The organism is Tenacibaculum sp. DPLXC6, assembly GCF_056815515.1.
This window is the reverse complement of sequence record NZ_CP141806.1, coordinates 487233-513087: the sequence shown is the minus strand read 5'-3', so window position 1 is coordinate 513087 and position 25855 is coordinate 487233. Positions and strand designations below refer to the sequence as shown.

The window sequence follows — 25855 nt, the reverse complement described above, 5'->3', positions numbered from 1 at the left end:
GTAAGCTATTTTAAACAATAAGAAATGAAAATGAAGAAATTGTTAATACTAATAGGTGTTATATCGCTAAACATGGTGTTTGCTCAAGAAAAACTTGATATAACTTCCAATTCTCAAACTATCGAGGGGCAATATCTTGGTCAAATACCACCAGGCTCAGTTCCAGAAGTTTTCGCTTCTGGAATTATTTCAATTGACAGCCTTATAGAAGGTTCAATTACTTTTAATAGGGAAATGAACGAATTGTTCTTCCAACGTAGACAACGAGAGGGAAGTCACAATATTTATACAATGAAATTAATCAAAGGTAAATGGTCAACACCCAAACAAGCATTTTTCTCCACTAACAATAAATATTTAGACTTGCATCCTCGATTTAGTTCGAATGGAGATCGACTCTATTTTGGAAGTACAAGACCGTTGAATGATTCAATTAAATCATCAGGATTTCATCAATGGTATATAGAAAAAAATGAAGAGGGTTGGGGACAGCCTAAGCTTTTATTAGAAAAACTCTTTAAAGACGAGTGGATTATGTGCGTAAACTCTACAGAAAGCGGCAATTTGTATTTCAACTCTAAAGAGAAAGAAGAAAAACTAGAGGATGAGGGAATTTATTATTCGGTGAATCAGGGAGGTGAGTATTCAAAATTAAAAAAAATGAGTAACAAAATAAATGCTCCAGGTAAATGGATAGCTCATCCTTACATAGCACCAGATGAAAGTTATATTATCTATGATGCTGAAAGAACATCTAAATATGAAAATGGTGATCTATATATTAGTTTCAATCAAAATGGTATTTGGACAAAGTCTTATAGTTTAGGTTCAAAAATAAATACGGAAAAGAGTGAAACTGGAGCAACTGTTTCTCCTGATGGAAAATATTTGTTTTTTTCTAGAGGAGAAATAAAAACGAGAGAAGATGGTAGTACTTATTGGTTATTAGATAGCTATTGGGTAGACTTTATTCAGCTTAAAAAAGAAATTATGGAAGAAAATATACTTAATAACTAAGTATTAGTCTAATTAATTACAATCAAAAGTTAAAACAATGAACAAGTTATATTTTATTAAGGTGTTGGTATTTATACTGTTTTTTTATGCTTGTAATAATACAAAAAAGCAAACTTCAAAAGATAGTAATTCACCAACTATAGAAAGTTCTTACCTAGGTCAAAAACTACCAGGTTTAACACCTAGACCTTTTGCTTCTGGTATTGTTACGACAGATGGATGGGAAGTTAGCGGAGCCTTCACTCCAGACCTAAAAGAATTTTATTTTATTAGAGAAGGAGAGGAGGGGCAAGAGCAAGAATTTGTTGTGATTCAATATAAAAATAAACAATGGAAAGATTCTGTTATATCACCTAGGGTTGGTACACCATTTATTTCACCAGATGGTAGAACTATGCATTTGGGCAGACGTTATAAAGAACGCACTAAAGATGGTAAATGGTCTACCGTAAAAAGCCTTGGTTTACCTTTTAAAGACTTACCAATTATGCGTTTGACAGCTTCTTCTAAAGGAACTTATTTTTTTGATGAGTTCAAAGAAGGTTTTACAGGAGATATTCGATATTCACGATTTGTGGATGGAAAGTATGAAGAACCAAAGTTACTTAACAGTAATATTAATAACGGAAAAAGTTTTCATCCATTCATTGCACCAGATGAATCGTATCTAATATTTGATGGTAAAAGAGAAGGAGGCTATGGCGATTCTGACATTTACATTAGCTTTAAACAGGAAGATGGTTCATGGGGCGACCCTATAAATATGGGGAATAAGATTAATACAGAAGCTTGGGAAGCCCTTGCTTGTGTAACACCGGATGGTAAATATCTTTTTTTTAATAGAAATATGGGGTCAAAAGACTATGAAAATGTAGATATATTTTGGGTTAGCGCACAAGTTATTGAGAATCTTAAACCGAAAATTGACTTAGCTTCATATGAGATAGTTTATTCATCAAAAGATTTAGATAACAGAGACATTTTTTTAACTAATATTGAAAGTAAATCAAAAATCAAAATAACAAATCATCTTGGAGCAGATGGATACCCAGCCGTGTCACCAGATGGAAAACGCATTGCTTTTTATGCTAAATATGACAGGAATAAAACATGGTCCATTCATACAATGAATATTAATGGTTCGAATAGACAGCGGTTAACTCATACAGAAAATAAATGGGACAATTCACCTACTTGGTCTCCTGATGGAAGTAAGATTGCATTTTCAAGAGAGTATAAAGACATGGAAGGTAATTGGCAAACAGAAATTTGGATTATGAATTCAGACGGTAGCCAATTAAATCAAATAGAGTCATTAAGAGGGGGAGGTCCTCATTTTACACCAGATGGTAAACTCCTTTTTCATTCAGAATTTGATAATAAAAAAAGTGAGATAAGTATAGTAGGTATCGATGGGAGGAATATTATACAGTTGACATCAAATGAAACTGAAGACTGGCATCCAGAGACCTCGCCAGATGGAAGTAAAGTTGTTTTTATGTCTAATAGAGATGGAAATTATGAAATCTATGTGATGAACATAGATGGTTCCAATCAAAAACGATTGACATTTAATAACGTGGATGATTGGAACCCTTCTTGGTCACCTGATGGCTTGAAAATAATTTTTTCATCAAGCAACAAGGATAATTTTTTTGATATTTATATGATGAATAAAGATGGTTCTTCAATAAGGAAAATTATAGACAATGGGGCACAAGCTTCATGGGTGAAAGTTCATCATTAAAACAACTGCAAATTTCACCCGTTAAAAATGTAATAACTTCACTAATGACCTTGACGAATGAGTTAATTATAATTTCCAGTTTTCTTCTATTATTTGATGTGTGACAGCAGCTGCTACTTCACTACCTTCAGCAACCGAAGAAGCAACACCGCTCCAACCTGTTCTGGCATCACCAATAATATAAAATCCTTTAATTTCTGTTTCTTTATTGTCATCTACTTTATAAAACTCCATTCCAAAATGACCAATTTCTGTTGAAATATTCATTTTTTTAGCAAAGTCGGTACTCTCAGTAGATTTCGTATCTGGTAAAAAACCACCTTCTCTTTCAATAATTGTTTCATCAATAAGTTGAACACCTGTAAGTAGACCTTCAGTTGAAATCAGCTTTTTAATTTTTTTATCAACTATCTGTATTCCTTTTTTAGTTAGGCTAGATATTAGTTCTTTGTCCTCAACTTTTTCACCATTTGTAAAAATGATAACATTTTTTGACCAATGCGATATTGTTTTTGAAAACATTGGAGCCATTACAGCATCTCCAAATACGGCCAATTTTTTATCGGCCATTTCAAAACCATCGCAAAAAGGGCAGGGGTAAACAGATTTTCCATAGACTTCTGTTAAACCTTCAATGCCAATATGAGCAATGTTATCTTTATGTCCTGTTGCAATAACAACTCTTTTGGCTGAATATGTATTATGCTCTGTTTCAACCGAAAAATTATTGTTTTCACCTTTTACAGATACCGCTTTTTCCTTTATGTAATCTACAGATGTATATTTTGTTAATTGTTGTTTAGCTATTCTAAATATTTTAGAAGGATGTTTGCCATCTTGAGTTAAAAATCCGTGTGAATGTGTTGTTATACTATTTCTAGGGCTTTCGGTATTTAAAATCAGTGTTTTTATTCTACTTCTTCCTAAAACTAAAGCAGCGCTCATTCCTGCAGGACCACCGCCAATAATTATGACTTCATAATTCATACTTTGTATTTTTTTAATGTATTTTTATTTTTTTATAATGATTTATAATAGCATTGAAATAAGACTCCCAAGCCATTTCTACAATTTCCTGAGTTCTTGATTCATTTTCAAGAATTAAATTTATAGCGGCATCAATTGTAGAAAAATAAAGGCTCTCTATCCAATCCATTGTAAGTTGTGAATTAAATAAACCATTAGTTTGTAACTTTTTTAACAAGTCTCTAAAAATCTGCATCATTTCTCTAAAGTCAGAATACTCGTTTTCCATTCCTTTATAGCTTTCTCTATAGCCATATAAAAAACGAAATTGATATCCACTTTTAATATCATTTAAAAACGTTGTATAAAGTTGAGTTTTTGGATCAGTAGACGATTTTATTGATTCCTTAGTCTTTTGTAGGCAAAAACTACTTGCGTAGTCAATTATTTCTTCAATAAGTTCTGATTTTCCGTTAAAATGCCTATGTAACGTTCTTCTACTTAAATTGATGGACTCTGCAATTTCTTCCATTGAAGCATTAGGATCTCTACTAAATGCCTTAATTGCAGCAGTTATAATTTTAATCTTAGTATCATTCATTGTGTCTCAGTTATGAGACAAAGATATAAATTGTCACATAAACGAGACATGTTTATTTTATCTTTTCAACATTTTTAATTTCTATTTTACATAATATTAGATGTTACGATTAAAAGAATACTCTAATGGAATTAAGAATAAAGCAAGTGTGCAGGAATTTTTAAAAGAGGAATTAAGGATGGGAAAAATTTGTACTGTATTGAGCGTTTAGACGCTACAATTATACATCAATGACTTTCTTCTTTATAAATCTTAATCCGTGAGAATCGTGTATTTAAAATTTTAATGACCTAAGTTCCAATTATTCTTATGAAAACAAATACTTCTAGGATATTTTACATAATACTACAATTATAGCTTACGAATATTAATTAAATTCAGGTCGTAAAACTGCTGTTACATAGATGTAGACATAGCGCCTTTAGGTCTATATCATCAACATTTATGTAAAATAGAACAGAAAAAGTTCTTATTCACCGTTTTATTCATATAATACATTTGTACTATAATTAATATTATGTTAAATAGTATGTTTTCAATTTCAAAAAACAAAATAAAATTTACTTGTCACTCATGCCTTACCACTACTAAGTTTTGTTATTTAAAAATGGTAGAATTCCACTTATTCGAGAAATTATATATAAAGTTACTGGAGGTGAAATTAGTAAAATTCAGGACTATAAAGTAGCAGGTCAAGATTTAGAATATCAAAAAGATGTTGCTAAACACCAAGAAATATGGAGTCTGGTTAAAAAGATTGTTCCAGCCGAACAACTTAAAAAAATGAGTGAGTTTTTAATCTATAATGGTGAAGTTTCAGGTAGTGCTGGTTTTGTTATCGAGATTAAAAGGGATTTATCTGATTGGAAAATGGGAATTGCAATTAACTATGCCTATGAAGGAGGTTTTAATGCTGGTGGTGAATTAGCCTACACTATTATCCATGAATTTGGACATGTATTAACCTTAAACGATACTCAATTAGATGCCGAAGTAACTCAAGAAAACTGCAAAAACTACTTCCCTGGCGAAGGATGTGCCTTTGAAAAGTCGTATATCAATGAGTTACACTCTAAGTACTGGAATGACATTTGGAGTGAGTTTCAATTTACAAAAAAGGAAAAATTAACAAGAGATTTTCCTAATACAGTCCTTAAGTTTAAAGGAAAAAGGCTCGCTATTCAGAAAAATGACAAAGTGAAAAAATTAATGTTTTTACTTGAAAGAATAAAAATTTAAATTTTTTTAACAAAAAAAGTAGGGTTATTTTAATTATAGCTGTTTTATAAACTGTAAGATGTATATAGTATACGACGCTGTTATAGAATAAAAGGCCCCTTCACTTTTTACAATTTTTTTGTTTCACTACAATTTTATTCTTGACAGCGTCTTTTTATTAGACTTATAAAAGTTATGATATTGTTTGTTTAAGGCTGTTAAAAAAACAGCCTTTTTTTTAACTTTTACTCCCACTTCAAAACAAAATAAAGGCAGTATTTTTGCCTAATGCAAAAAAATAATCAATCAAAGTTAGAATTCATTGCTTTAATGGCTTCCTTAATGTCATTAGTAGCCTTGTCAATAGATGCATTACTCCCAGCTTTAGAACAAATAGGTATTAGTATTCGTGTTCAACAAGGGTCACACGATAGTCAATTATTAATTACCATGATTTTTTTAGGACTAGGTTTTGGTCAATTAATTTCTGGTCCAATTTCAGACAGTTTAGGAAGAAAACCTATTATTTATGGAGGATTTATACTTTTTGTTATAGCCAGTTTTATTTGTGTTAGCGCTAATAGTATAGAAATGATGGTTGTAGGTAGAATTTTACAAGGAATAGGCCTTTCTGCACCTAGAACAATAAGTATAGCCATGGTTCGTGATAGTTTTAGTGGAAATTACATGGCAAAAATCATGTCCTTTATTGTAGTAATTTTCATTTTAGTTCCAGTTGTAGCACCAGCTATAGGTAAATTAATGTTAGATGCTTATGGGTGGAAATCTATATTTTATAGTCAGTTAATTTTTGGTGTTGTAGTAATGTTTTGGTTGTGGAAACGTCAACCAGAAACCCTAAAAGAAGAAAACAGAATTAAATTTGCATTTCGCTTATTTTTAGATGGTTCTAAAGAGTTTATAAAATACAAACAAGCTGTTATTTTTACATTAATATCTGGTTTTATTACAGGATCATTTATGGTGTATTTAAGTGCTTCACAACAAATTTTTCAAGAACAATATTTATTAGTAGACGAATTTCCATACATCTTTGCTGGTTTAGCTATTTCTGTTGGTTTTGCGACCTTTTTAAATGGTTCATTTGTTATGAGATTTGGAATGCATAAGTTGGTATCATTCTTTTTAATTATCTTTTCAATCGTTCCTATTATTTACATAACGTTATTTTATCAAAAAGAAAACCCAAGTATTGTAATACTACTAGTATTCTTTGCTTTACAGTTTTTCTCAATAGGGTTTTTATTTGGTAATCTTCGTGCGTTGGCAATGCAGCCTGTAGGGCATATTGCTGGTATTGGAGCTGCAATTAACGGGTTTGTATCTACTATTATGGCAGTGCCAATTGCTACATTTATAGGTAAGTATGTTGAAACCACTACTCTCCCACTTTTTATAGGTTTTTTTATATGTGGAACACTATCTTTACTCCTTTTAAATTTCACCAAGTTAAAACCAGTTAATGAGTAGTATTATGGAGTTAGATGTTATTTATGAAGATGAATATATATTGTGTGTTTCAAAACCTAACAATGTAGTTGTACATCATGCACATCATTCTAGAAATGTTGCAGATGAAGACTCTTTGTTGCAAATGATTCAGCAGCAATTCAATCAAAAAATGTATCCTATTCATCGACTTGATAGAAAAACATCTGGAATTATATTACTAGCCAAAGAAACTGGATTTGTAGCCAAATTTCAAGATCTGTTTACCAAAAACGAAATACAGAAAACGTATTATGGAGTTGTTAGAGGTCATGCTCCTGAAACTAAAGTTATTGATTCTCCTGTTAAAGGAAGAGATGCTAATGTATACAAAGATGCAGAAACTCATTTATTTACTGTAAAAACTGTGACAGTAGATATTCCTGTTAAACCTTATGATACTTCTAGATATAGTCTGATTAAACTACAACCTAAAACGGGAAGATTACATCAGTTACGAATTCATATGAATAAAATTAGCCATCCTTTAATTGGTGATCCTAAGTATGGGGATAAAAATCATAATACAATGTTTATTGACAACTTTGATTGTGAGAATCTTTTTTTGCATGCTCATTCTTTAGATTTTATTCATCCTTATTCAAATGAAAAACTATCTATAAAAGCAGACTACCCTAAAGATTGGTACATAGTTTTTGAAAAGTTTAATTGGACTTTATAAAACACACATCCCTCTACTCTACTTATTTTCAGTCTGTTATTTTTCAACCTTGACATTAACGATTTCATCAATTTTATTTTTCTTTAAATAAAAAGCAATAATTCAATCATTTTAACGCTTAGTTTATTGATTGTTTAATTAATTAACTTTTTATATGATATAAATCAAAGAAAAATGAAAAATTTAAAACCCTTCATATTAGCAGCTACAGCAGCCGTATTAATGGTAAGTTGTAGTGATAACGACACTAATCCTGTTGATAATCAAAATGCTAAATTATTAGACGCCCATTCTCATGAAGTATGTAGCTACATTGATGGTAACTGGGGTCAAAACGCTTACATTGGTTCAACCATTGTAAATCAATCTGAAACAAATTTCTTAAATAACCAAAATGTTAAAATAGCTGATGTATTTAGCATTAGTACTATTCCTTTATACTTTGCTAAAGGTTCTGGAACAGCAAACGCTATTTCTTACGGTAGTGGTTATATTATTTATGGTGAAGAGCTTTATAACATGGCTTTAAGTCAAGGAGGAAGAATTTCTTGCGCTATGGTTCAAGCTCATGAGGTAGGACACCAATTACAATACCAAAACAACTTACCTTCAAGAAGTGAAAGTACTGCTAGAGCTACTGAATTAGAGGCTGATGGTTTTGCTGGTTACTACATAAAAAAGCCAAATGGATACAATGCTACTTGGACACAAGCTGCTCCAGCATATAACTTCGCTGCATCTATTGGTGATTATAATACAACTAGCCCTGGACACCACGGAACTCCGGCTCAACGTCGTTCTGCTTTCCGTTTAGGATACTTATTGGGAGATTATAACTTAACTGTAAGCAGTTTTGATTATAACTTCTTTTACTACTATGATAACTATGTATTACCAGGTGCTTTACGTCAAGATTTAAAGAAACCAGACGATATTGATGAAGGATTACATAACTTTATCTTATCTAAAATGGAAGAGTTAAGAAAAATTAACTCGGGAGAGATTTCTAAGGAAGAATTTGAAAATTTAAAATAAACTAACAAAAAACTAATATTTTAAAAAGTTATTAGTTGAGCAATTAAAAAAGGGTAGCAAAATTTTGCTACCCTTTTAACTTTTATAAAAATTATTTTTAAATATCTTTAAAAATAGCGTGCATTAAACGTTTTTTATCATTGATGCTTTCTTCAAGCGCAATCATTGTTTCCGTTCTGTTTACACCATGTACATCATCTATTCTATAGATAATATCTTTTGCATCATTGGTGTTTTTAGCACGTACTTTACAGAAAATATTGTATTTTCCTGCAGTTACATATGCAACAGTTACGTTTGGAATTAAACGTAGGTTATCAAGCACATGTTGTGTCATAGATGTTTTCTCTAAAAAAATTCCAACGTGAGCAATAAAAGAATACCCCATTTTCTCATAATTCAAGGTTAAAGTTGACCCTTGAATAATTCCTTCGTCTTCCATTTTCTTTACACGTACGTGTATAGTACCAGCAGATACTAATAACTTTTTTGCAATGTCTGTAAAAGGTGTACGAGCATTTTCAATTAAAATGTCTAAAATTTGATGATCAATCTCATCTAGTATGAACTTCTTCATTTTTTTGTTTTCTTCAAGTAATATTGCTAAAATATAGTTTTTTTCTAAAAAAAATAAGTTTTATTTAAAGAAAGTAGAATTTTTAACTGTTTTTTATGAATTCTTTATGAGCTGAATACATAGATAAGTTACCTTCTTTCTCTTTTTTTAAAACGAGTGCAAATTTATCATTTTCTATACTTTCTACATACTGATAAGCAACATCTTTTTCATTATTTTTTGATCGATAAATCACATCGTAGAAGTTCTTGATATTGTTAGGAATAGCTAAATATTTTTCAAACTCTTTAAAGTTTTCTGCTAACGAAATATGATATATTCCCTGTAATAGCGCGTAAAAATTGAATTTTCTAACCTCTTCCCTGTCATAATCATTCGGAAAATGTCCAGCTTCAATTAATATTGTATTGTGTCCTAACTTTTGAAAGTTATCTCCTGTAGCTGTTGGATAAAATTCATCTGTATAACGACCAATATGATTAGGTATAATTTCTTGTAACAATTCATTCATGGCTACAATTACATTCATAGTTTCTTTTCTTCCTTCTGTAATTGTTCTTTTTTCTTCTTCTGAAGGTGCTAAAAAGGAAATTGTTGCGGGGTTTTTAGTTCCTTCAACACCAAAAATGGTTCTTTGATCATGTAAATTGAAGCAAAATTGAGGATTTACTTCTTCTAAAACACTACGTAAAAGTTTACTTTCTTTGGCCTCTAACTCAACAGCATCTCTGTTTAAGTCTACATTGTTAGCGTTAACACGTGTGTATGCTTGTGCTCCATCAGGATTTAACATTGGAACAATAGTAATACTACAATTGTCTAAAATAGATTTTGTTATTTCCTGGGTAGAAAAATGTTGAATAAACTTTAAAAAATCAAATACAGCTTTAGTTCCTGTACTTTCATTTCCATGCATTTGACTCCAAATAAGAATTCTTTTTTTACCTTTTCCTAGCTTTAACTGGTAAATGGCTCTCCCCTCTTCTGATTCACCTATAATTTTTGTTTGAATTTTAGAGTTTTGTAAGCCTAAATATAAAGGCTCTATATCTGTTAATGTTATCCATCTTCCAGATATAGAGTCTTCTTTAATTTTTGAATAATTTTCTTCTAAAAAAGAGCTATTTAAATGTGTCATATCATATTATAATGAAAACCAATCTGCTACCAATTGTTTTTCAACAGGTTCTACAGTTTTGTGTACATAATCGTTTTTAGCAGTATCATATTTGTAGTCTTTTGACCATTCTTCTATATTATCTGCTAATGTTTGTAATGATTCACAAATAAACTGTACTTCTTCATTTGTTATTGTTGGGTGTACTGATAAACGTACCCAACCTGGTTTTTCTGTATTACAACCTTCTAATATTTGTCCTTTAATTTCGTTAGATCTTATTTGATCTACATTTAATAGGAAGTGACCATAGGTTCCAGCGCATGAACAGCCTCCTCTTGTTTGAATACCAAAACGATCATTTAATAACTTTACAACTAAGTTGAAGTGATATTTTTCAAAATAAAAAGAAAAAATACTTAAACGATCTTTATGATCAGGGGCTAATATTTTAACTCCTTCTAAGTTTTCTAAACAATTAAAGATAACTGGGTTAATTTCATCTTCACGCTCCTTTATTTTGTCTGTTCCCATTTGGTCTTTTACCTGAATGCATAAAGCTATTTTAATAGTTTGCAAAAAGGCTGGTGTACCACCATCTTCACGCGTTTCTACATCATCAAAATAATCATGTTGCCCCCAAGGATTCGTATAGCTAACTGTACCTCCTCCTGGATTATCAGGAACCATATTCTTATACAGTTTTTTATTAAAAATCAGTACTCCAGAGCTTCCTGGACCCCCCAAGAATTTGTGAGGAGAAAAGAAAATAGCATCTAAATACTCATCTTCATTTTCTGGGTGCATATCAATATCAACATATGGTGCTGAACAAGCAAAATCAACAAAACATAAGCCACCATAACTATGAATTAAAGAAGCAACTTTATGATAATCTGTTTTTATTCCTGTTACATTAGATCCTGCTACTATTGAAGCTATTTTTATTGGTCTATCTAAATATTTTTTTATGGTTTCTTCAAACTTATCTAAGCATACTAAACCTTCATCATTACAAGGAACAACTTCTACATCTGCTATAGTTTCAATCCAAGAAGTTTGGTTTGAGTGATGCTCCATATGACTTACAAAAACGATAGGTCGTTTTTCATCTGGAACTTGTGTATTTTCCTTTAAATTTTCATTTATTTTTAATCCTAAAATACGCTGAAATTTATTAACAACTCCCGTCATACCAGAACCTTCCGTAATTAACACATCATTAGAAGATGCATTTACATGGCGTTTAATAATATTTCGTGCTTCATGATACGCTAAAGTCATAGCTGCCCCTGAAGTTGAAGTTTCTGTATGAGTATTGGCTACAAATGGTCCAAATTTATTTAAAAGTTGTTCTTCTATAGGTCGATATAACCTTCCACTTGCAGTCCAATCTGTATAAATCATTTTCTTTTCACCATAAGGTGTTTGAAAAGTCTGATCTATACCTACAATATTTTTTCTAAACTTATCAAAATACTGTTCTAAATCCATAATTGAAATCTCTAGTTGTTTGTTATGTTGCGTAAAATTAGCAGTATACTACTAGTTAGCCTAAAATAGTTATAATATTAACGTATTTATAACACTTTGTTATTAAAGCCTAAATTTACCTCCTATTAAAATGGTGTTTTCAAAAAAGTAAAAACTTTGCGATGCTGTATCTACAGGACTTTTAGTTGTTCTAACATCTGGCATATAAATATAACCTCCTTTTAAATCTGCTTGTACAAAAAAGTGCTTTAAGAATGTAATATTTAACCCTCCGGCAACAGAGGCTCCATACCCTGATAAATGGAAATCGTCATGACGTTCCATTCCTAATAAGGTTGTATTAGTTCTTGGATACAAAATCCCCATTCCTACTCCTTCTGTTAAGTTGATTTGTAAGTTTTCTAAGTTTAAACCAAACCAGTGACTCACATCATCAAAACGTTTTACTTCTACATTTACATAGTTTAAACCGTCAGTATGCTCAAAACGTAAAAAATCTGCTGCTAAATTGATTGTTTCATTATTATATGTTCCGTCATATTTAGCATTTCCTATATTGATGTTTCCGTTAATTTTAACATCTTGGTCAGCTATCATTACATATTTCATGTGATCTACCCCAATAGAAACGGTGTAGTTTTCTTTAAAGAAATATCCTATTCTATAATTGGTTTGAGGAATGGTAATTCTTCCTGGATTAAAATAATCGTTAAAAGAGAATTTTGTAGGCCTGTCTTGAGCTTTAACGTTTTGTAATGTAAAATCGTAGTTAGCTCCTTTAAAACGAATGTCTGAATTAGAATAACTAGCCCAGTTCCATCCCCAATAAACAAAGAATTTTCCTTTGTTGGTTACTTTTTTCTTTTGAATGATTTCTTCGTTTTTCTCCTGTGCTATTATTGATGCTGAAACTATCAGCATTAATAAACTTACTATTTTTAATTTCAAAGAACTATTGTATTATTTGTTGTATTTCAGTGATAAATCTTTTGGCCAAAGCATCTGCATTTTCTTGACTTGTGCTTTCTGTGTAAATTCTAATGATTGGTTCAGTATTAGATTTGCGTAAATGAATCCATTCTTCAGCAAAATCAATTTTCACGCCATCAATTGTATTTACATCTTCATTTTTATAGTTGTTAGCCATAGTTTCTAAAATCTTGTCAACATCAATTTGTGGTGTTAACTGGATTTTATTTTTACTCATAAAATAACTAGGATATGAATCTCTTAATTCTTTACAAGACATTTTTTTATGTGCTAAATGTGATAAGAATAAAGCAACTCCTACTAATGAATCACGTCCATAGTGAGATTCTGGATAAATAATTCCTCCGTTACCTTCTCCTCCAATTACCGTGTTGGTATCTTTCATCATTTGAACAACGTTCACCTCACCTACTGCACTTGCTGTATAAGTTCCTCCATGCTTTTCAGTAACATCACGTAAGGCTCTTGAAGATGATAGATTAGAGACAGTGTTACCTCCTCCTAATTGACCTAAAACATAATCTGCACAAGCTACTAAAGTGTATTCTTCTCCAAACATAGAACCGTCTTCGGATATTAGCGCTAAACGATCTACATCAGGGTCAACTACAATACCTAAATCCGCATTTTCTTTTACTACTAATTCAGAAATATCGGTTAAGTGTTCTTTTAATGGTTCTGGATTGTGTGGAAAGTGTCCGTTAGGTTCACAATATAATTCAACACATTTTACACCTAACTCTTCAAGTAAAGCTGGAATAGCAATTCCTCCTGTAGAGTTAACACCATCAACTACTACTTTAAAGTTAGCTTTTTTAATGGCTTCTACATCTACTAAACGAAGTTTTAAAACTTCTTTAATATGTTTCTTTATATAATCTTTCTTTTTCTTGTATATGCCTAAATCGTCAACTTCAGCAAACTCAATAGTAGCATCATTTTCAGCAATCTTTAAAATTTCAGCTCCGTCTTCACCATTTAAAAATTCTCCTTTTTCATTTAAAAGTTTAAGTGCATTCCATTGCTTAGGATTATGAGAGGCTGTTAAAATAATACCTCCATCTGCTTTTTCCAATGGAACAGCTACTTCAACAGTTGGTGTAGTTGACAAACCTAAATCGATTACATCAATTCCTAAACCAACCAGTGTATTTGCTACTAAGTTACTTATCATTTTACCCGAAATACGAGCATCTCTACCTACAACAATTGTTATATTTTCTTTCTCTGAATTTTTATTTTTTATGAATGTACCATAAGCCGCTGCGAATTTTACAGCGTCAATTGGAGTTAAATTATCACCTGTATTTCCGCCTATGGTACCTCTAATACCTGATATAGATTTAATAAGTGTCATATTCATTTTTTATTGATGAGCAAATATAAAGCTATTTAAGAAAGTATCCTTTAAAAAGGGAAAGCTTTAACTGTAACATTTGTTACATAAGGAGCAAAAAAAACCGCTAAGCTTTACAGCTTAACGGTTTATAAATTTTAAGAAGTTGTTAGGATTATTTTCCTTCCATTTTCTTCTTTAATTCAGCTAATCCACCGATATCTCCTAAAGTAGTTTTTTCTACTTCTTGAGCCTTAGCAGCAGCAGCTTTAATGTTCTTTTGTTCTTCTTCTCTAAAGATAGAAGTGTGAGAAACAACAATTCTACGGTACTCTTTACTAAACTCAGTTACTTGGAACTTAGTTTCGTCACCTTTAGCTAATTTACCTCCGTCTTCTTTTTCTAAGAAACGAGTTGGAGCGAAAGCTTCAACACCATCAGCAAATACTACAGTTGCACCTTTATCATTTTTCTCTTTAATAGTACCTTCGTGGATAGATCCGATTTTGTACGTAGCTTCATGAGCATCCCAAGGGTTATCTTGAGTTTGCTTATGACCTAAGTTTAATTTACGGTTCTCTACATCTAATTCTAATACTTGTACTTCTAATTGATCACCTACAGTTACGAAATCTGATGGGTGTTTAATTTTCTTAGTCCAAGATAAATCAGAGATGTATACTAATCCGTCGATACCTTCTTCTAACTCTACGAATACACCAAAGTTAGTGTAGTTACGTACAGTACCAGTGTGTTTAGAACCTACTGGGTATTTAGTAGTGATATCTGTCCATGGATCTGGGTGTAATTGCTTCATACCTAAAGACATTTTACGCTCTTCGCGGTCTAATGTTAAGATTTGAGCTTCTACTTCATCACCAACTTTTACGAAATCTTGTGCAGAACGTAAGTGAGTTGACCATGACATTTCAGATACGTGGATTAATCCTTCTACTCCTTCTTCAACCTCTACAAATGCACCATAATCAGCTAAAACAACTACTTTACCTTTTACTTTATCACCAACTTTTAAATCAGCATTTAAAGCTTCCCATGGGTGAGCAGATAATTGTTTTAATCCTAATTGAATTCTTGACTTGTTATCATCAAAGTCTAAGATTACAACGTTTAATTTTTGATCTAATTCAACAACTTCGTTCGGGTGGTTGATACGAGACCAAGATAAATCAGTAATGTGAATTAATCCGTCAACACCTCCTAAGTCAACAAATACACCATAAGAAGTAATGTTTTTAACAACACCTTCTAATACTTGTCCTTTTTCTAATTGACCGATAATTTCACGTTTTTGATCTTCTAAATCAGCTTCAATTAACGCTTTATGAGATACTACTACGTTTTTAAATTCGTGGTTGATTTTCACAACTTTGAATTCCATAGTTTTTTCTACATATTGATCGTAATCACGGATAGGCTTCACATCAATTTGAGAACCTGGTAAGAATGCTTCAATACCAAATACATCAACGATCATACCTCCACGAGTTCTACACTTAACAAAACCGTTAACGATTTCACCAGTTTCGTGTGCGTTGTTAACACGATCCCAAGCTTTGATTACACGTGCTTTTTTGTGAGATAATACTAATTGACCTGAAGAGTCTTCTCTTTTGTCAACTAATACTTCTACTTTGTCTCCAACAGCTAAATTTGGGTTGTAACGGAATTCGTTTAACGAAATTACACCTTCAGACTTAGAGTTAATGTCGATAATAGCATCACGATCAGTAATACGTACTACTTCACCTTCGATAACATCGCGCTCGTTTACGAACCCTACAGTACCTTCTAAGGCTTTTTCAAATTCTTTTAATTTAGACTCATCAACTTCATCAATACCTTCTTCGTATTTATGCCAGTTAAAGGTTGCTAAAAATTCTGCTGGATTTACAGCTTCTGCTGTTTTTTTTGTTTCTTCAGACATGTCTGAAATAAATATTTGTATCTTTTTGTTAACCAGATTTTTAACGATATTAACGCCAAGAGAAATTAAACTTAATAAATGTTATTTTCTACCCTTTTTAAATCTGTACTCGTAAAAAGGCGTGCAAATTTACGAATAATTCTTGAAGTAACCTAAAATATTTTGGTTTTCAGGATGTTATAAAGAGGTTTAATTACAACGATATGTACAGTATACTTCTTCCTAAACCTTCTTAGATACATATTTATTATAGTAATTGTAAAACGAAGCAAACTAATAGGCTAACCATCATTACTCATGCTTCATTATTTAGGTAACTTTTACTTTTTTTTTATTTTCAAATTTCTTTTTAATCTTTTTCCTTCTCCACTCATCTCCAAAAAATTCAAAATTATTAAGAGAATAGATAACAATTATTACAAACCACCCCAGCAAAACCCATAAAGTAATTCCCCAGAAAAAAGCATCATTAAATGCAAGTATTATTGGTATAAAAATACTGAATAAAGCTATGGCTAAAAGTTTATAAAAACCTTGTAACTTTAGAATATAAGCTTCTTCTTTTCTAATCTGATCTAATGCTTCTTTCTTGTTTGAACTTTCAATATTTGTTTCAAAAACAGCTGCTAAAGATTTTAACGATTCTAACCCCGCATTTTCTCCACTTTCTATTCTTTGAATAGTTCGGATACTTAACCCACTCATTTCCGCCAATTGTTCTTGAGACCAATGACGAGCTATTCTCATTTTTTTAATATCTCTTAAATTCATTGTGTTTGAATTCATTACTAATGATTTTTTTAGACAAAAGTAAGGTTCAAAAATATATTAGTGTTGACAGTAACCTGAGAGGAATATGACAAGAACATGACAGTAAAAAGACACACTATATGTTTTTTTTAAAAGAACTGATTTTAAACATCATACAGAAAACCACTACAACTGACAGCTGCACTTTTGTTCTTTTTACTAAATAAATTAATAGTCATCCTCTTCCTCATCTACATCGGGTTTTAATAAAAATTTTAGTACAACTTTCTCATCCAACTTCATAAAATCGTTGTAAAGTATGTCAATTACTTCACTTTTTGTTTTTTTAGCTTTTAATAAATCATAAGCTTTAGTAGGTGAATCTTTTATAACATCTTTTACAAGCTCCTTCCCCATTTCTATAGTTTCAGATTTAGAAAAGCCATTATCTACAAAAGGTTTCACATTTGCTACAACACTAATTGCTGCTCCCTTACAAATATTTTCTTTTGTTACTTCAGCTTGTGCTTGCGAAAAAAGTTGAAAAGAAATGAATAGGCATACAATGAAGGTTAGGTTTTTCATTTTCATGTTTTTTTAATAATTAATACAGGGCTAAAATAAACTATTTCAACTTATTAAAAATAATTTTATTAAGTCTTAGCCATAAATTAATGATATATACTGAAAACCTTTCATCTAAAAGCTACTCTACTTCCTTTATTTCCACTTTAAATAAATTATTAAAAGTCTCAAAAATACTTTCAGCTTCTTTTTTACGTACGGAAATGGTGTATTCGCAGTCTAATTCTAATTTTTGATTGATGATATCTAAGTTTCGTTCTTTTATAATACGTTGCACTTTATTCATCATATCGTATCCAAACTTTAACTTGTATTGAATATCTATGGTTTTCTCAACAATTTCAGAAGCTTCTAAAGCTAATTGTGCGGAAGTTCGATAGGCGTTAATCAATCCTCCTACTCCAAGTTTAGTCCCACCAAAATAACGTACCGAAACAATTAAAACATTGGTTACATCAAAAGATTGTATTTGTCCATAAATTGGCTGACCAGCTGAGTTACTTGGTTCACCATCATCATTGGCACGAAAACGGATTTTCTCAGTTCCTAATTGCCACGCATAACAATGATGACGCGCTGTATGATGTTGTTTACGAAGTTCTTCTAAGCGCTCTTTGATATCTTCTTCAGTAAAAACAGGAAAAGCGTACCCAAAAAACTTACTATTTCGGTCTTTGAATAAGGTTTCTTCAGAAGGTTTTGTAATCGTTTTGTAAGTGTCTTTTATTTCTTCATTCATTACGCCGAAACTACTAATAAAATACTAATTATGGCAAGCCCAATACCAATCCAATTCTTTTTGATCAATTTTTCTTTAAAAAATGTAAGAGCAAATACCGTGGTTAGAATCACTATAGATACATTATTTATGGTAAAAACTGTAGAACTTTCAAGTCCTTTTGTTTGTAAAGCTTTTAACAGAAATTCCATGGAATAATAATTAGGAACTCCTAAAGCAATACCTCCAAGTACTGTTTTCCATTCAAAGCCCCCTTTTTTACTTAGTAATTGAGCGACCAGGAAGAAAAAACCAAAAAACAAAGCGCATCCAAAAATCGTTGATAAAAACATTGGTACGGCTTCTTTAGGAACATACGTAGTTTCCGTATATTTTAATAATGTATCTATACTTCCAGAACCTAAAAAAAGTAACAATGGAAACAACAAATTCTTAAACTTAACAGGAGAAGTATCGCTTTTTGCTGAAGATAAATATACTGCTATTAATGCTAAAATTATTCCTACAACTTTAACTAAGCCTATATTCTCATTATATAAAAAGATTCCTATTACTACAGGGATTACTACCGACATTTTCCCTGCTACTGAAGCTACTGAGAGTCCGTTTTTTTGAGCAGTAATTCCCATTACATTAAATACAGCTATAAATAAAAAACCTAAAACAAAAGCCCCTAAAAACCAAGGTTGACCTGGTATTTCAGTCACCGGTATAGAAACCTCGGTATGAACGAAACCGAAAGATAACGCTACAGCATAGTTTAAAACAATTGCTTGCAATGTATTTACCTTACAAACATCAAAAAGTTTAAAAATAACAAACAGTAAACTTGAAATAAGAATGCTAAAAATTAAGTAAATCACACTGTAAACTCTTTTCGTTTTAGTAAATCAACTACATCTTCTGTTTTGGGACAATTATTCCATACCTGAATACCTAATTGTTCTGCTGTATCAGTATTCTCTTTGGTATCATCTATAAAAAAGGTTTCAGAAGCTTGTAACCCGTTTTCTTGAAGTACAAACTCAAAAATGTTTGTATTTGGTTTTCTAAAATTGACTTCATGCGATAAATAAAACTGTTCAAAACAATCTTTAAACTCATTATATAACTCTTCTCCCCAATCATTTTGAATCCAAGAAATATGTAAATCGTTGGTGTTACTTAGTAAAAATAACCTGTACTGATTTCTAGCCGCTAATTCTTTTATAAAACTCAATCGATGCTTGGGGAAATCTAATAAAATAGCATTCCAAGAACGAACCAAATCTTCTTTTGAAATATTAAATTTATCATGAAAAAATGACACAAACTCATCAGTAGAAATCAATCCCATTTCATATTGATAATATTGTTGCATCATATCTTCTGAAATTTCTGTAACTCCTAATTTTGCAAGTTCTTTATATGTTGCTTCTTTGTCTAAATTGATGAATACATCACCAAAATCAAAAATGATGTTTTTAATCATTCCTATATATTCTTAAAATATCGTTATCTATTTTTTCTTCGGAAGAAAGTTTAGCATTGAAAACAGGACGCTCTACTCCTTCTTTTATACTTATGTCACCAGTAAAAATCCTAGCTTCATCCCACAAATTTTCATTAATAAATGTTTGTAGTGTTTGTGCTCCACCTTCAATAATTATCGATTGTATTTGGTGTTTATGTAGTACCTCACAGATTTGTTCTGCTACTCGAGAAGAAAAATCGATTTTTTCGTAAATGAGTACATGAGATTTCTCACCATCGTTCGAAATAACATCTGTCTCCTTCTTTACTTCTGTAACAACTATTGTTTGAATATTTCCATCAAAGACAGTTGCTTCTGTAGGTATTCTTAAGTTTTTATCAATAACAATTCTTATCGGGTTATTTCCAGACCAACTTCTAACAGTTAATGACGGATTATCAGCAATTACAGTATTTGTTCCTACAAGAATAGCATGCTCTTCACTTCTCCATTTATGTACTAATTGTTGAGAGTATTGATTAGAAACCCATACAGGTTTTTGTTCTTCTTTTGTTAATGGAGCTATAAAACCATCTTTAGTTTCAGCCCACTTTAAAATAATATAGGGTCTCTTTTTGTTTTGAACAGTAAAAAAGCGCTTATGATGCTCTTTACAAGCCTCTTCACAAACACCTACAATCACATTTCTACCAGCTTTTTTAAGTCGTTCTATACCTTTCCCTGCCACCAAGCTGTTAGTATCTAGACAGCCTATTACGATATTAGGTATTTCTTTCTCTATAATTAAATCGGCACAGGGTGGGGTTTTTCCATGATGCGAACATGGTTCTAACGTAACATATATAGTTGCTTCTTTTAATAAATCTTGGTTCTGAACTGAGTTAATAGCATTCACCTCTGCATGTGGCCCACCATAAGGTGATGTAAAACCTTCACCTATTATTTTATTTTCATACACAATTACTGCTCCAACAGAAGGATTAGGCCTTGTAGTTCCTATTCCCTTTTTTGCTAACTCTAAACAACGTTGTATATATTTTTCGTGATTCACAGCGTTAAAATTTAATTTTAATATCTTCTACTTTATCAATTGGGTATACATGTGAAAATCCTAAAACTTTATATTTTAAATCTCCTTTAAAATGCACTTTCAATCGCTGATTTATTAACGAGTTTAATATTCCACCTAAAATTCCGTTTTTATTATTTTCAAATACTCTTTTTGAAGGAATTACAACTTTTAAAGGAATATAAAATTCTTTCCGAGCTGGAACTTTAAATTCTTCAGAAGAAACTTGTGCTACTTCTACTTGATCAATTAATACTCTTATTTTATCAGTAGCTATTTTACCACCTATATCGTTTGGGTTTTCAAAATAAGCATTAGCACCAACTCTTATAGTATCAGTAGAAGCTGATAAGAGTTTTATATCATCAACTTTTAAAAAAATTGGTTTTTGTTTTACCGAGCAACTAATTATTAGTAATAAAAAAGGTAAAAAATAAATGAATTTCTTCATGAAAACTCGTGTTTTTTTGGGTACTTTGCTCTTGCAAAAGTACTATATTCCTATGACTCCATCTGATTTTATTATTAGAGAAATAAAACCACAAGATAATGCCGAAATGGCTAAGGTTATTCGTGAAGTATTAATTGAACTTGATGCTCCTAAAGTAGGCACTGCTTATGAAGATAAAGCAACGGATGAAATGTATGAAACTTACCAAAAAGAAAGAGCAGGATATTTTGTTGTAGAACATAATGGTGTTGTTGTAGGAGGAGCTGGTTTTGCTCAATTAGATAATTTTGAAGGAAATATTTGCGAGCTACAAAAAATGTACTTTTTACCTGTGGCCAGAGGAAAAGGTATCGGTAGTAAATTAATAAACTTTTGTTTAAACAAAGCCAAAGAACAAGGTTTTAAACAGTGTTATTTAGAAACCTTACCATATATGAAAGCCGCTACAACCTTGTATAGGAAAAATGGCTTTATTGATTTAAAAGAACCTTTAGGCAACACAGGGCATTACTCTTGTAATGTATGGATGCTAAAAGATTTGTAAAAAATATAATAATGCAACTAAAACAATACAAATCGTATTTTTCTGAGCAATTAAAATCCGTTTATCCTCAAACAGAAATTGATACTTTTTTCTTTTTTTTAATTGAAGAGTATTTAGAGCTCAAGCGTATAGATCTCACGTTACGACCTGATTTTGAAATTTCTTCTGAAAAGAAAACATTATTAGATGAAGCCCTAGTTCGATTAAAAAAAGAAGAACCTATCCAATATATATTAGCCAAAACAGAGTTTTATGGACTTCCTTTTAAAGTAAATCAAAACACGCTAATTCCTCGCCCTGAAACAGAAGAGCTTGTTGAGTGGATTATTAATGAGGCAGGTAAAAACCAAGAATCTTTATCTATTTTGGATATCGGAACAGGTACAGGCTGTATTCCTATAAGTTTGAAAAAGCATTTACCTAAAGCAACTATAAATGCTATTGATGTTTCTGAAGAAGCATTAAAAATAGCCGAACAAAATGCTGTCTTAAATAAAGTTGAAATATCCTTTATACATCAAGACATTTTAAAAACTGAAAAATTAAGTGCTAAGTTTGATATTATTATTTCTAATCCACCTTATGTACGTGAATTAGAGAAAGTAGAAATAAAGAATAATGTATTAAAAAATGAACCACATTTAGCTTTGTTTGTTGAAGATAACAATCCATTAATTTTCTATAAAAAAATAGCCGATTTAGCTAAGAATAGCTTAACTAAAACCGGACTACTTTTTTTTGAGATTAACCAGTATCTTGGTATAGAAACTGTTGAAATGTTAAAAAACAAAGGATTTACACATATTGAACTTCGAAAAGATTTATTTGGTAACGACCGAATGATTAAAGCTTCTTTGTAACCTCTGTTTTCTCTAGTTATTCTATACCAAAGAACCTTTTAAAAAATGAACCTTTTTTCTTTCCTTCTTCAGTTCCAGGAGCTGTAGCACCAATATTATCTGTTATTAACTTTTCAATATAAACATCGTAATTAGTATTTTTAGAATCTAAAAAGCCTTTTAAAAACTTTTCCGAAGCTTCTATCCCATTTAAGTCTTCTATTTCGCGTAGTCTTTTATATAGGGGTATAATTTCTTGTACAGCATTTTTAGGAGCTGGTTTTCGTAAAGCTTTATAATTTATAACTTCACCTTTGTCATTTTCTTTAACAACAAAATCTGTCATTACCCAGTAGTACCTACCAGTTTTAGCCATATTTTTAACAAAAGCTATAATATTCTCTTTATTTTGAATACGCTCCCACATTACCTTAAAAATTACTCTGGGCATATCTGGATGTCTAACTATGTTATGTCCAGATCCTACTAATTCATATTCTTCATAACCGGATGACTCTACAAAATCCTCGTTACAATACTCTATAACACCTCTTGTATCTGTTATACTAAGAAGAACTGAGTTTTCATCGAGGTTTATTTCTCTATCTACCGGGGTTGGGGATACTAACTTTGGTTTTCTTTTTTGATTTTCATTAGAGTGGTTCTCCCACTTTTTCTCTAAGTTGTTTGTCATATATTTAATTTGATTTGTATTTGTAAGGCATCAATCGTTATTCTTCCTTAATTTTAATACTATACAGATCGGGGGATCAGAAAAAATTATATGACTATGAAAAAGTAATCCAGCAATTTTACAGGTTAACCTTAACACAGCTTGACACAAACATAGAAATCTTCTTTTTTTGAAAATATGATAAATATCATGCTTTAAAAGATGTTATTACCTTATTAGGTTAACTGTTTTTTATTAAAAAGTTAAGAAATATCTTTTTGTACTTAAGCCTTGTTTTTTATCCAAAAAAACTAATATAATGTCTAAATATCCAGTTAAATTGAGAGTACATCTTCGATTTTTAATTAAATTATCTTCAAAACACAAGCCTTAAAACAGAAATTAATTCATTTATTTAACAAATAACATATGTTTTATTAATAAAAATAATATTCAAAGTTTTTTTTCAATAATAAAAAAGTTTATATTAGCTGTAAAAGTTATTTAAAATTGGATTTACAAAAATTACTATTAGAAACTAAAACAAGAGCAATTTATTTAATTGACGAAGAAGGTAAAATTATTGACTTTTACCCTCACGATAACGACTTGGTCGAAATAAAAGACAAAATTGCTGCATTCGATGCTGTTATCTTTAATATGTCCAGTAGTTTTTTTAACCTTTTCTTTAAGACAGAATTAAATGAAATGATTTTAAAATCTGACAAAGAAGCACTTCTTCTTTTTAAGTATAAAGAGTATGTACTTTGCTTTTTAGCCGACAAAAACACTAACATCGGTCTTTTAAACTTAATGTTTAAAAAAGAGACTAATACTATTAACATTTAATTATTACTTAACCTAAAAACCCCCCGGAATTTATGGAAAAAATCCTAAACGACTTAGTTCAAAATGTAAAAGAAAATATACCTGGGTATATTGCAATTAGTGTAGCTGAAATAGCTTCAGGTGAATCTTTAGCTTCTGATTCTGCCGACTCAAATTTTGACCCTGCTTTAGCTTGCGCTTATAATGTAGAAATTATAAATGCCAAGCGAAAAGCTATAGACATCTTAGGTCTAAAAGAAAACATTAATGATATTCATTTTAAACTTGATAATCATATTCATGTTGTAGATATGTCTCCAAGTGGAGAGTACTTTATTTATCTTGCTGTTGATTCTAATAGAGCTAACTTAGCTCTCACAAGAACAATGCTAAAAAAATATAAAACTGAATTAAATGAAGTCTTATAAAGCTATTGATATCAAAAAAATAAGTATCGATAGTGAGTTTCAAAAATATATAAGCTTTTTTCAAAATGAATATAAAACTAAAGTTTTATTAAGTGAATCAGCTATCGATTATAACGGAGCTCCTGACATAAACAATGTTAATGACTTAAAAAATGCTGTTTATGATTTCTTTTTTGAACCTAGATTCGAGAATGTTCTAGATTTAATTAAATTCAAAAAACAAAAACCACAAGACGATTAACCGAGAAAAGACTAGATATATCAATCTAGTCTTTTTTTGTTGGTTAAAAATCCCCATGATATAGCTTTACGAATCAACTTTTAATCAGCCATTTTTTACGTACGTAAAATTGTTAAAATATTCATAAAGCAGCACTTGTGAAAAAAAATACAAAAATAAGGTAGTATTTTTGTGACCCTTTCTAAAAAAGTAGTGTCTTACTAGAAGGAGGGAAAACAAAATAATATTATTTAAAGTTTTTAAACTTAATGGGGGAAGTAAGCTTACGAGCATTAATAGAAGAATCTGAAGCTGACAAAGGACTTGTTTTTAATTCTGAAGGACAAGTAATTGATTCTTACAATATCACCAAAGAAAACAACATTGCAGCAATGGCAAACGTCATTGTAACAATGGCTCATGAATTTTTTCAAGATGCCTTAGAATCCGAAAAGCTTGATCAGTTAGTTCTAACTTCAAATGAAGAAGTAGTAGTTATTAACAAGTTTGATAATAATCATATAGTTTGTTTATTAGCTGATGACGTTTCAAAAGCGGCTATGATTAAATTAACCCTTAAAAAAGTTACCCTTCAATAAATACAGAGTCTTTTTTATTAATTATTATAACTATTTTACAATGAAAGAAATCATCAATGATTTTATCGAAAACTTAAAAAGTAATGTTCCTGGGTTTATTGCTGTTTCAATAACAGATGTTGGATCTGGAGAAGCTTACGATTCTTTTACAGTGAATCCTGATTTTGACCCTAATTTAGCTTCTGCTTACAACTTAGGAGTCGTAAAAGCTAAATTAAAAGCGATTGACGCATTAGGTTTAAATGAAGAGATTCAAGATATTACTATTACTTTATCTAGTCAAGTACACATTATTAATATTGCACCTAGCGGTACTTATTTTGTTTACTTAGCTGTAGACTCAAAAGAAGCTAATTTAGGTATTACTAAAGCTTTATTAAACAAATACAAAGTAGACTTAAATAACGCTTTATAAAAAATAT

At 30.8% G+C, this 25855-nt stretch carries 29 protein-coding genes; 13 read left to right on the top strand and 16 right to left on the bottom strand.

Features of this window, described 5'->3' with window-relative positions; translation table 11 throughout:
• Positions 1–24 precede the first annotated feature (24 nt).
• Positions 25–1017 (top strand): TolB family protein, encoded by a 993-nt coding sequence (locus VCM48_RS02250; protein WP_482271459.1) that lies wholly within the window; start codon positions 25–27, stop codon positions 1015–1017.
• Between the two features lie 37 nt (positions 1018–1054).
• Positions 1055–2764 carry a TolB family protein gene (locus VCM48_RS02245; protein ID WP_482271458.1) on the top strand — a complete coding sequence of 570 codons (1710 nt, stop codon included), beginning with the start codon at positions 1055–1057 and terminating at the stop codon, positions 2762–2764.
• 66 nt (positions 2765–2830) lie between these two features.
• Here the strand turns inward: VCM48_RS02245 and VCM48_RS02240 are convergent, their stop codons facing one another.
• Positions 2831–3751: an NAD(P)/FAD-dependent oxidoreductase gene (locus VCM48_RS02240; RefSeq protein ID WP_482271457.1), complete on the bottom strand. Its 921-nt coding sequence runs from the start codon at positions 3749–3751 to the stop codon at positions 2831–2833.
• Positions 3752–3764: 13 nt separating this feature from the next.
• Positions 3765–4331: a TetR/AcrR family transcriptional regulator gene (locus VCM48_RS02235; RefSeq protein ID WP_482271456.1), complete on the bottom strand. Its 567-nt coding sequence runs from the start codon at positions 4329–4331 to the stop codon at positions 3765–3767.
• Positions 4332–4925: 594 nt separating this feature from the next.
• Between VCM48_RS02235 and VCM48_RS02230 the strand changes: the two genes are divergently transcribed.
• The 4 genes from VCM48_RS02230 to VCM48_RS02215 all read left to right on the top strand — a co-directional run bounded on the left by VCM48_RS02230 (position 4926) and on the right by VCM48_RS02215 (position 8775).
• Positions 4926–5570, top strand: a complete 645-nt coding sequence (locus tag VCM48_RS02230) for a hypothetical protein (protein WP_482271455.1) — start codon at positions 4926–4928, stop codon at positions 5568–5570.
• A 267-nt stretch (positions 5571–5837) separates the two neighbouring features.
• Positions 5838–7040, top strand: coding sequence for a multidrug effflux MFS transporter (locus VCM48_RS02225; protein ID WP_440121565.1), 1203 nt, complete (start codon positions 5838–5840; stop codon positions 7038–7040).
• Entirely contained in the window at positions 7033–7740 is a 708-nt protein-coding gene (locus VCM48_RS02220) for a pseudouridine synthase (protein ID WP_440121564.1), read from the top strand. Before VCM48_RS02225 ends, VCM48_RS02220 begins: the two co-directional genes overlap by 8 nt.
• Before the next feature lie 174 nt (positions 7741–7914).
• Positions 7915–8775, top strand: coding sequence for a neutral zinc metallopeptidase (locus tag VCM48_RS02215; protein WP_274639884.1), 861 nt, complete (start codon positions 7915–7917; stop codon positions 8773–8775).
• A gap of 97 nt (positions 8776–8872) precedes the next feature.
• Here VCM48_RS02215 and VCM48_RS02210 read toward each other — a convergent pair whose 3' ends face one another.
• The 13 genes from VCM48_RS02210 to VCM48_RS02150 all read right to left on the bottom strand — a co-directional run bounded on the left by VCM48_RS02210 (position 8873) and on the right by VCM48_RS02150 (position 21302).
• Entirely contained in the window at positions 8873–9352 is a 480-nt protein-coding gene (locus VCM48_RS02210) for an Lrp/AsnC family transcriptional regulator (protein WP_099214393.1), read from the bottom strand.
• An 82-nt stretch (positions 9353–9434) separates the two neighbouring features.
• On the bottom strand, positions 9435–10490 hold the full coding sequence (locus tag VCM48_RS02205) for a M14 family zinc carboxypeptidase (protein WP_482271454.1): 1056 nt from the start codon (positions 10488–10490) through the stop codon (positions 9435–9437).
• 6 nt (positions 10491–10496) lie between these two features.
• On the bottom strand, positions 10497–11963 hold the full coding sequence (locus VCM48_RS02200) for an aminotransferase class V-fold PLP-dependent enzyme (RefSeq protein WP_482271453.1): 1467 nt from the start codon (positions 11961–11963) through the stop codon (positions 10497–10499).
• A gap of 102 nt (positions 11964–12065) precedes the next feature.
• Positions 12066–12884: a hypothetical protein gene (locus VCM48_RS02195; RefSeq protein WP_482271452.1), complete on the bottom strand. Its 819-nt coding sequence runs from the start codon at positions 12882–12884 to the stop codon at positions 12066–12068.
• A gap of 31 nt (positions 12885–12915) precedes the next feature.
• A complete protein-coding gene (gene glmM, locus VCM48_RS02190; RefSeq protein ID WP_274639880.1) occupies positions 12916–14310 on the bottom strand; it encodes a phosphoglucosamine mutase in 1395 nt (464 codons plus the stop codon).
• A 154-nt stretch (positions 14311–14464) separates the two neighbouring features.
• Entirely contained in the window at positions 14465–16234 is a 1770-nt protein-coding gene (rpsA, locus tag VCM48_RS02185; RefSeq protein ID WP_482271451.1) for a 30S ribosomal protein S1, read from the bottom strand.
• Between the two features lie 309 nt (positions 16235–16543).
• Entirely contained in the window at positions 16544–17020 is a 477-nt protein-coding gene (locus VCM48_RS02180) for a helix-turn-helix domain-containing protein (protein WP_482271450.1), read from the bottom strand.
• 192 nt (positions 17021–17212) lie between these two features.
• Complete coding sequence (locus tag VCM48_RS02175; protein WP_482271449.1) at positions 17213–17569, bottom strand: hypothetical protein; 357 nt, start codon at positions 17567–17569, stop codon at positions 17213–17215.
• 121 nt (positions 17570–17690) lie between these two features.
• Positions 17691–18308, bottom strand: coding sequence for an IMPACT family protein (locus VCM48_RS02170; RefSeq protein WP_482271448.1), 618 nt, complete (start codon positions 18306–18308; stop codon positions 17691–17693).
• Positions 18308–19171 (bottom strand): EamA/RhaT family transporter, encoded by an 864-nt coding sequence (locus VCM48_RS02165; RefSeq protein ID WP_482271447.1) that lies wholly within the window; start codon positions 19169–19171, stop codon positions 18308–18310. The genes VCM48_RS02170 and VCM48_RS02165 overlap by 1 nt, the downstream gene beginning before the upstream one ends.
• Positions 19168–19779: an HAD-IA family hydrolase gene (locus tag VCM48_RS02160; protein WP_274639874.1), complete on the bottom strand. Its 612-nt coding sequence runs from the start codon at positions 19777–19779 to the stop codon at positions 19168–19170. Before VCM48_RS02160 ends, VCM48_RS02165 begins: the two co-directional genes overlap by 4 nt.
• Positions 19772–20833, bottom strand: a complete 1062-nt coding sequence (ribD, locus tag VCM48_RS02155) for a bifunctional diaminohydroxyphosphoribosylaminopyrimidine deaminase/5-amino-6-(5-phosphoribosylamino)uracil reductase RibD (protein WP_482271446.1) — start codon at positions 20831–20833, stop codon at positions 19772–19774. Before ribD ends, VCM48_RS02160 begins: the two co-directional genes overlap by 8 nt.
• 4 nt (positions 20834–20837) lie before the next feature.
• Positions 20838–21302, bottom strand: coding sequence for an LEA type 2 family protein (locus tag VCM48_RS02150; RefSeq protein WP_274639872.1), 465 nt, complete (start codon positions 21300–21302; stop codon positions 20838–20840).
• Between the two features lie 52 nt (positions 21303–21354).
• On the opposite strand from VCM48_RS02150, the gene VCM48_RS02145 reads away from it, so the two are divergent.
• A complete protein-coding gene (locus VCM48_RS02145; protein ID WP_482271445.1) occupies positions 21355–21846 on the top strand; it encodes a GNAT family N-acetyltransferase in 492 nt (163 codons plus the stop codon).
• Positions 21847–21857: 11 nt separating this feature from the next.
• Positions 21858–22706, top strand: a complete 849-nt coding sequence (gene prmC, locus VCM48_RS02140) for a peptide chain release factor N(5)-glutamine methyltransferase (protein WP_482271444.1) — start codon at positions 21858–21860, stop codon at positions 22704–22706.
• A gap of 16 nt (positions 22707–22722) precedes the next feature.
• On the opposite strand, the gene VCM48_RS02135 is transcribed toward prmC, so the two are convergent.
• Complete coding sequence (locus tag VCM48_RS02135; protein WP_482271443.1) at positions 22723–23379, bottom strand: PAS domain-containing protein; 657 nt, start codon at positions 23377–23379, stop codon at positions 22723–22725.
• Positions 23380–23868: 489 nt separating this feature from the next.
• Between VCM48_RS02135 and VCM48_RS02130 the strand changes: the two genes are divergently transcribed.
• The 5 genes from VCM48_RS02130 (at position 23869) to VCM48_RS02110 (ending at position 25848) form a co-directional block, all read left to right on the top strand.
• Complete coding sequence (locus VCM48_RS02130; protein ID WP_099214406.1) at positions 23869–24207, top strand: roadblock/LC7 domain-containing protein; 339 nt, start codon at positions 23869–23871, stop codon at positions 24205–24207.
• Positions 24208–24239: 32 nt separating this feature from the next.
• Positions 24240–24614: a hypothetical protein gene (locus VCM48_RS02125; protein WP_274639869.1), complete on the top strand. Its 375-nt coding sequence runs from the start codon at positions 24240–24242 to the stop codon at positions 24612–24614.
• Positions 24601–24855, top strand: coding sequence for a hypothetical protein (locus VCM48_RS02120; RefSeq protein ID WP_274639868.1), 255 nt, complete (start codon positions 24601–24603; stop codon positions 24853–24855). Before VCM48_RS02125 ends, VCM48_RS02120 begins: the two co-directional genes overlap by 14 nt.
• A gap of 248 nt (positions 24856–25103) precedes the next feature.
• A complete protein-coding gene (locus tag VCM48_RS02115; protein ID WP_274639867.1) occupies positions 25104–25433 on the top strand; it encodes a hypothetical protein in 330 nt (109 codons plus the stop codon).
• 40 nt (positions 25434–25473) lie between these two features.
• Complete coding sequence (locus VCM48_RS02110) at positions 25474–25848, top strand: hypothetical protein (protein ID WP_274639866.1); 375 nt, start codon at positions 25474–25476, stop codon at positions 25846–25848.
• Positions 25849–25855 lie beyond the last annotated feature (7 nt).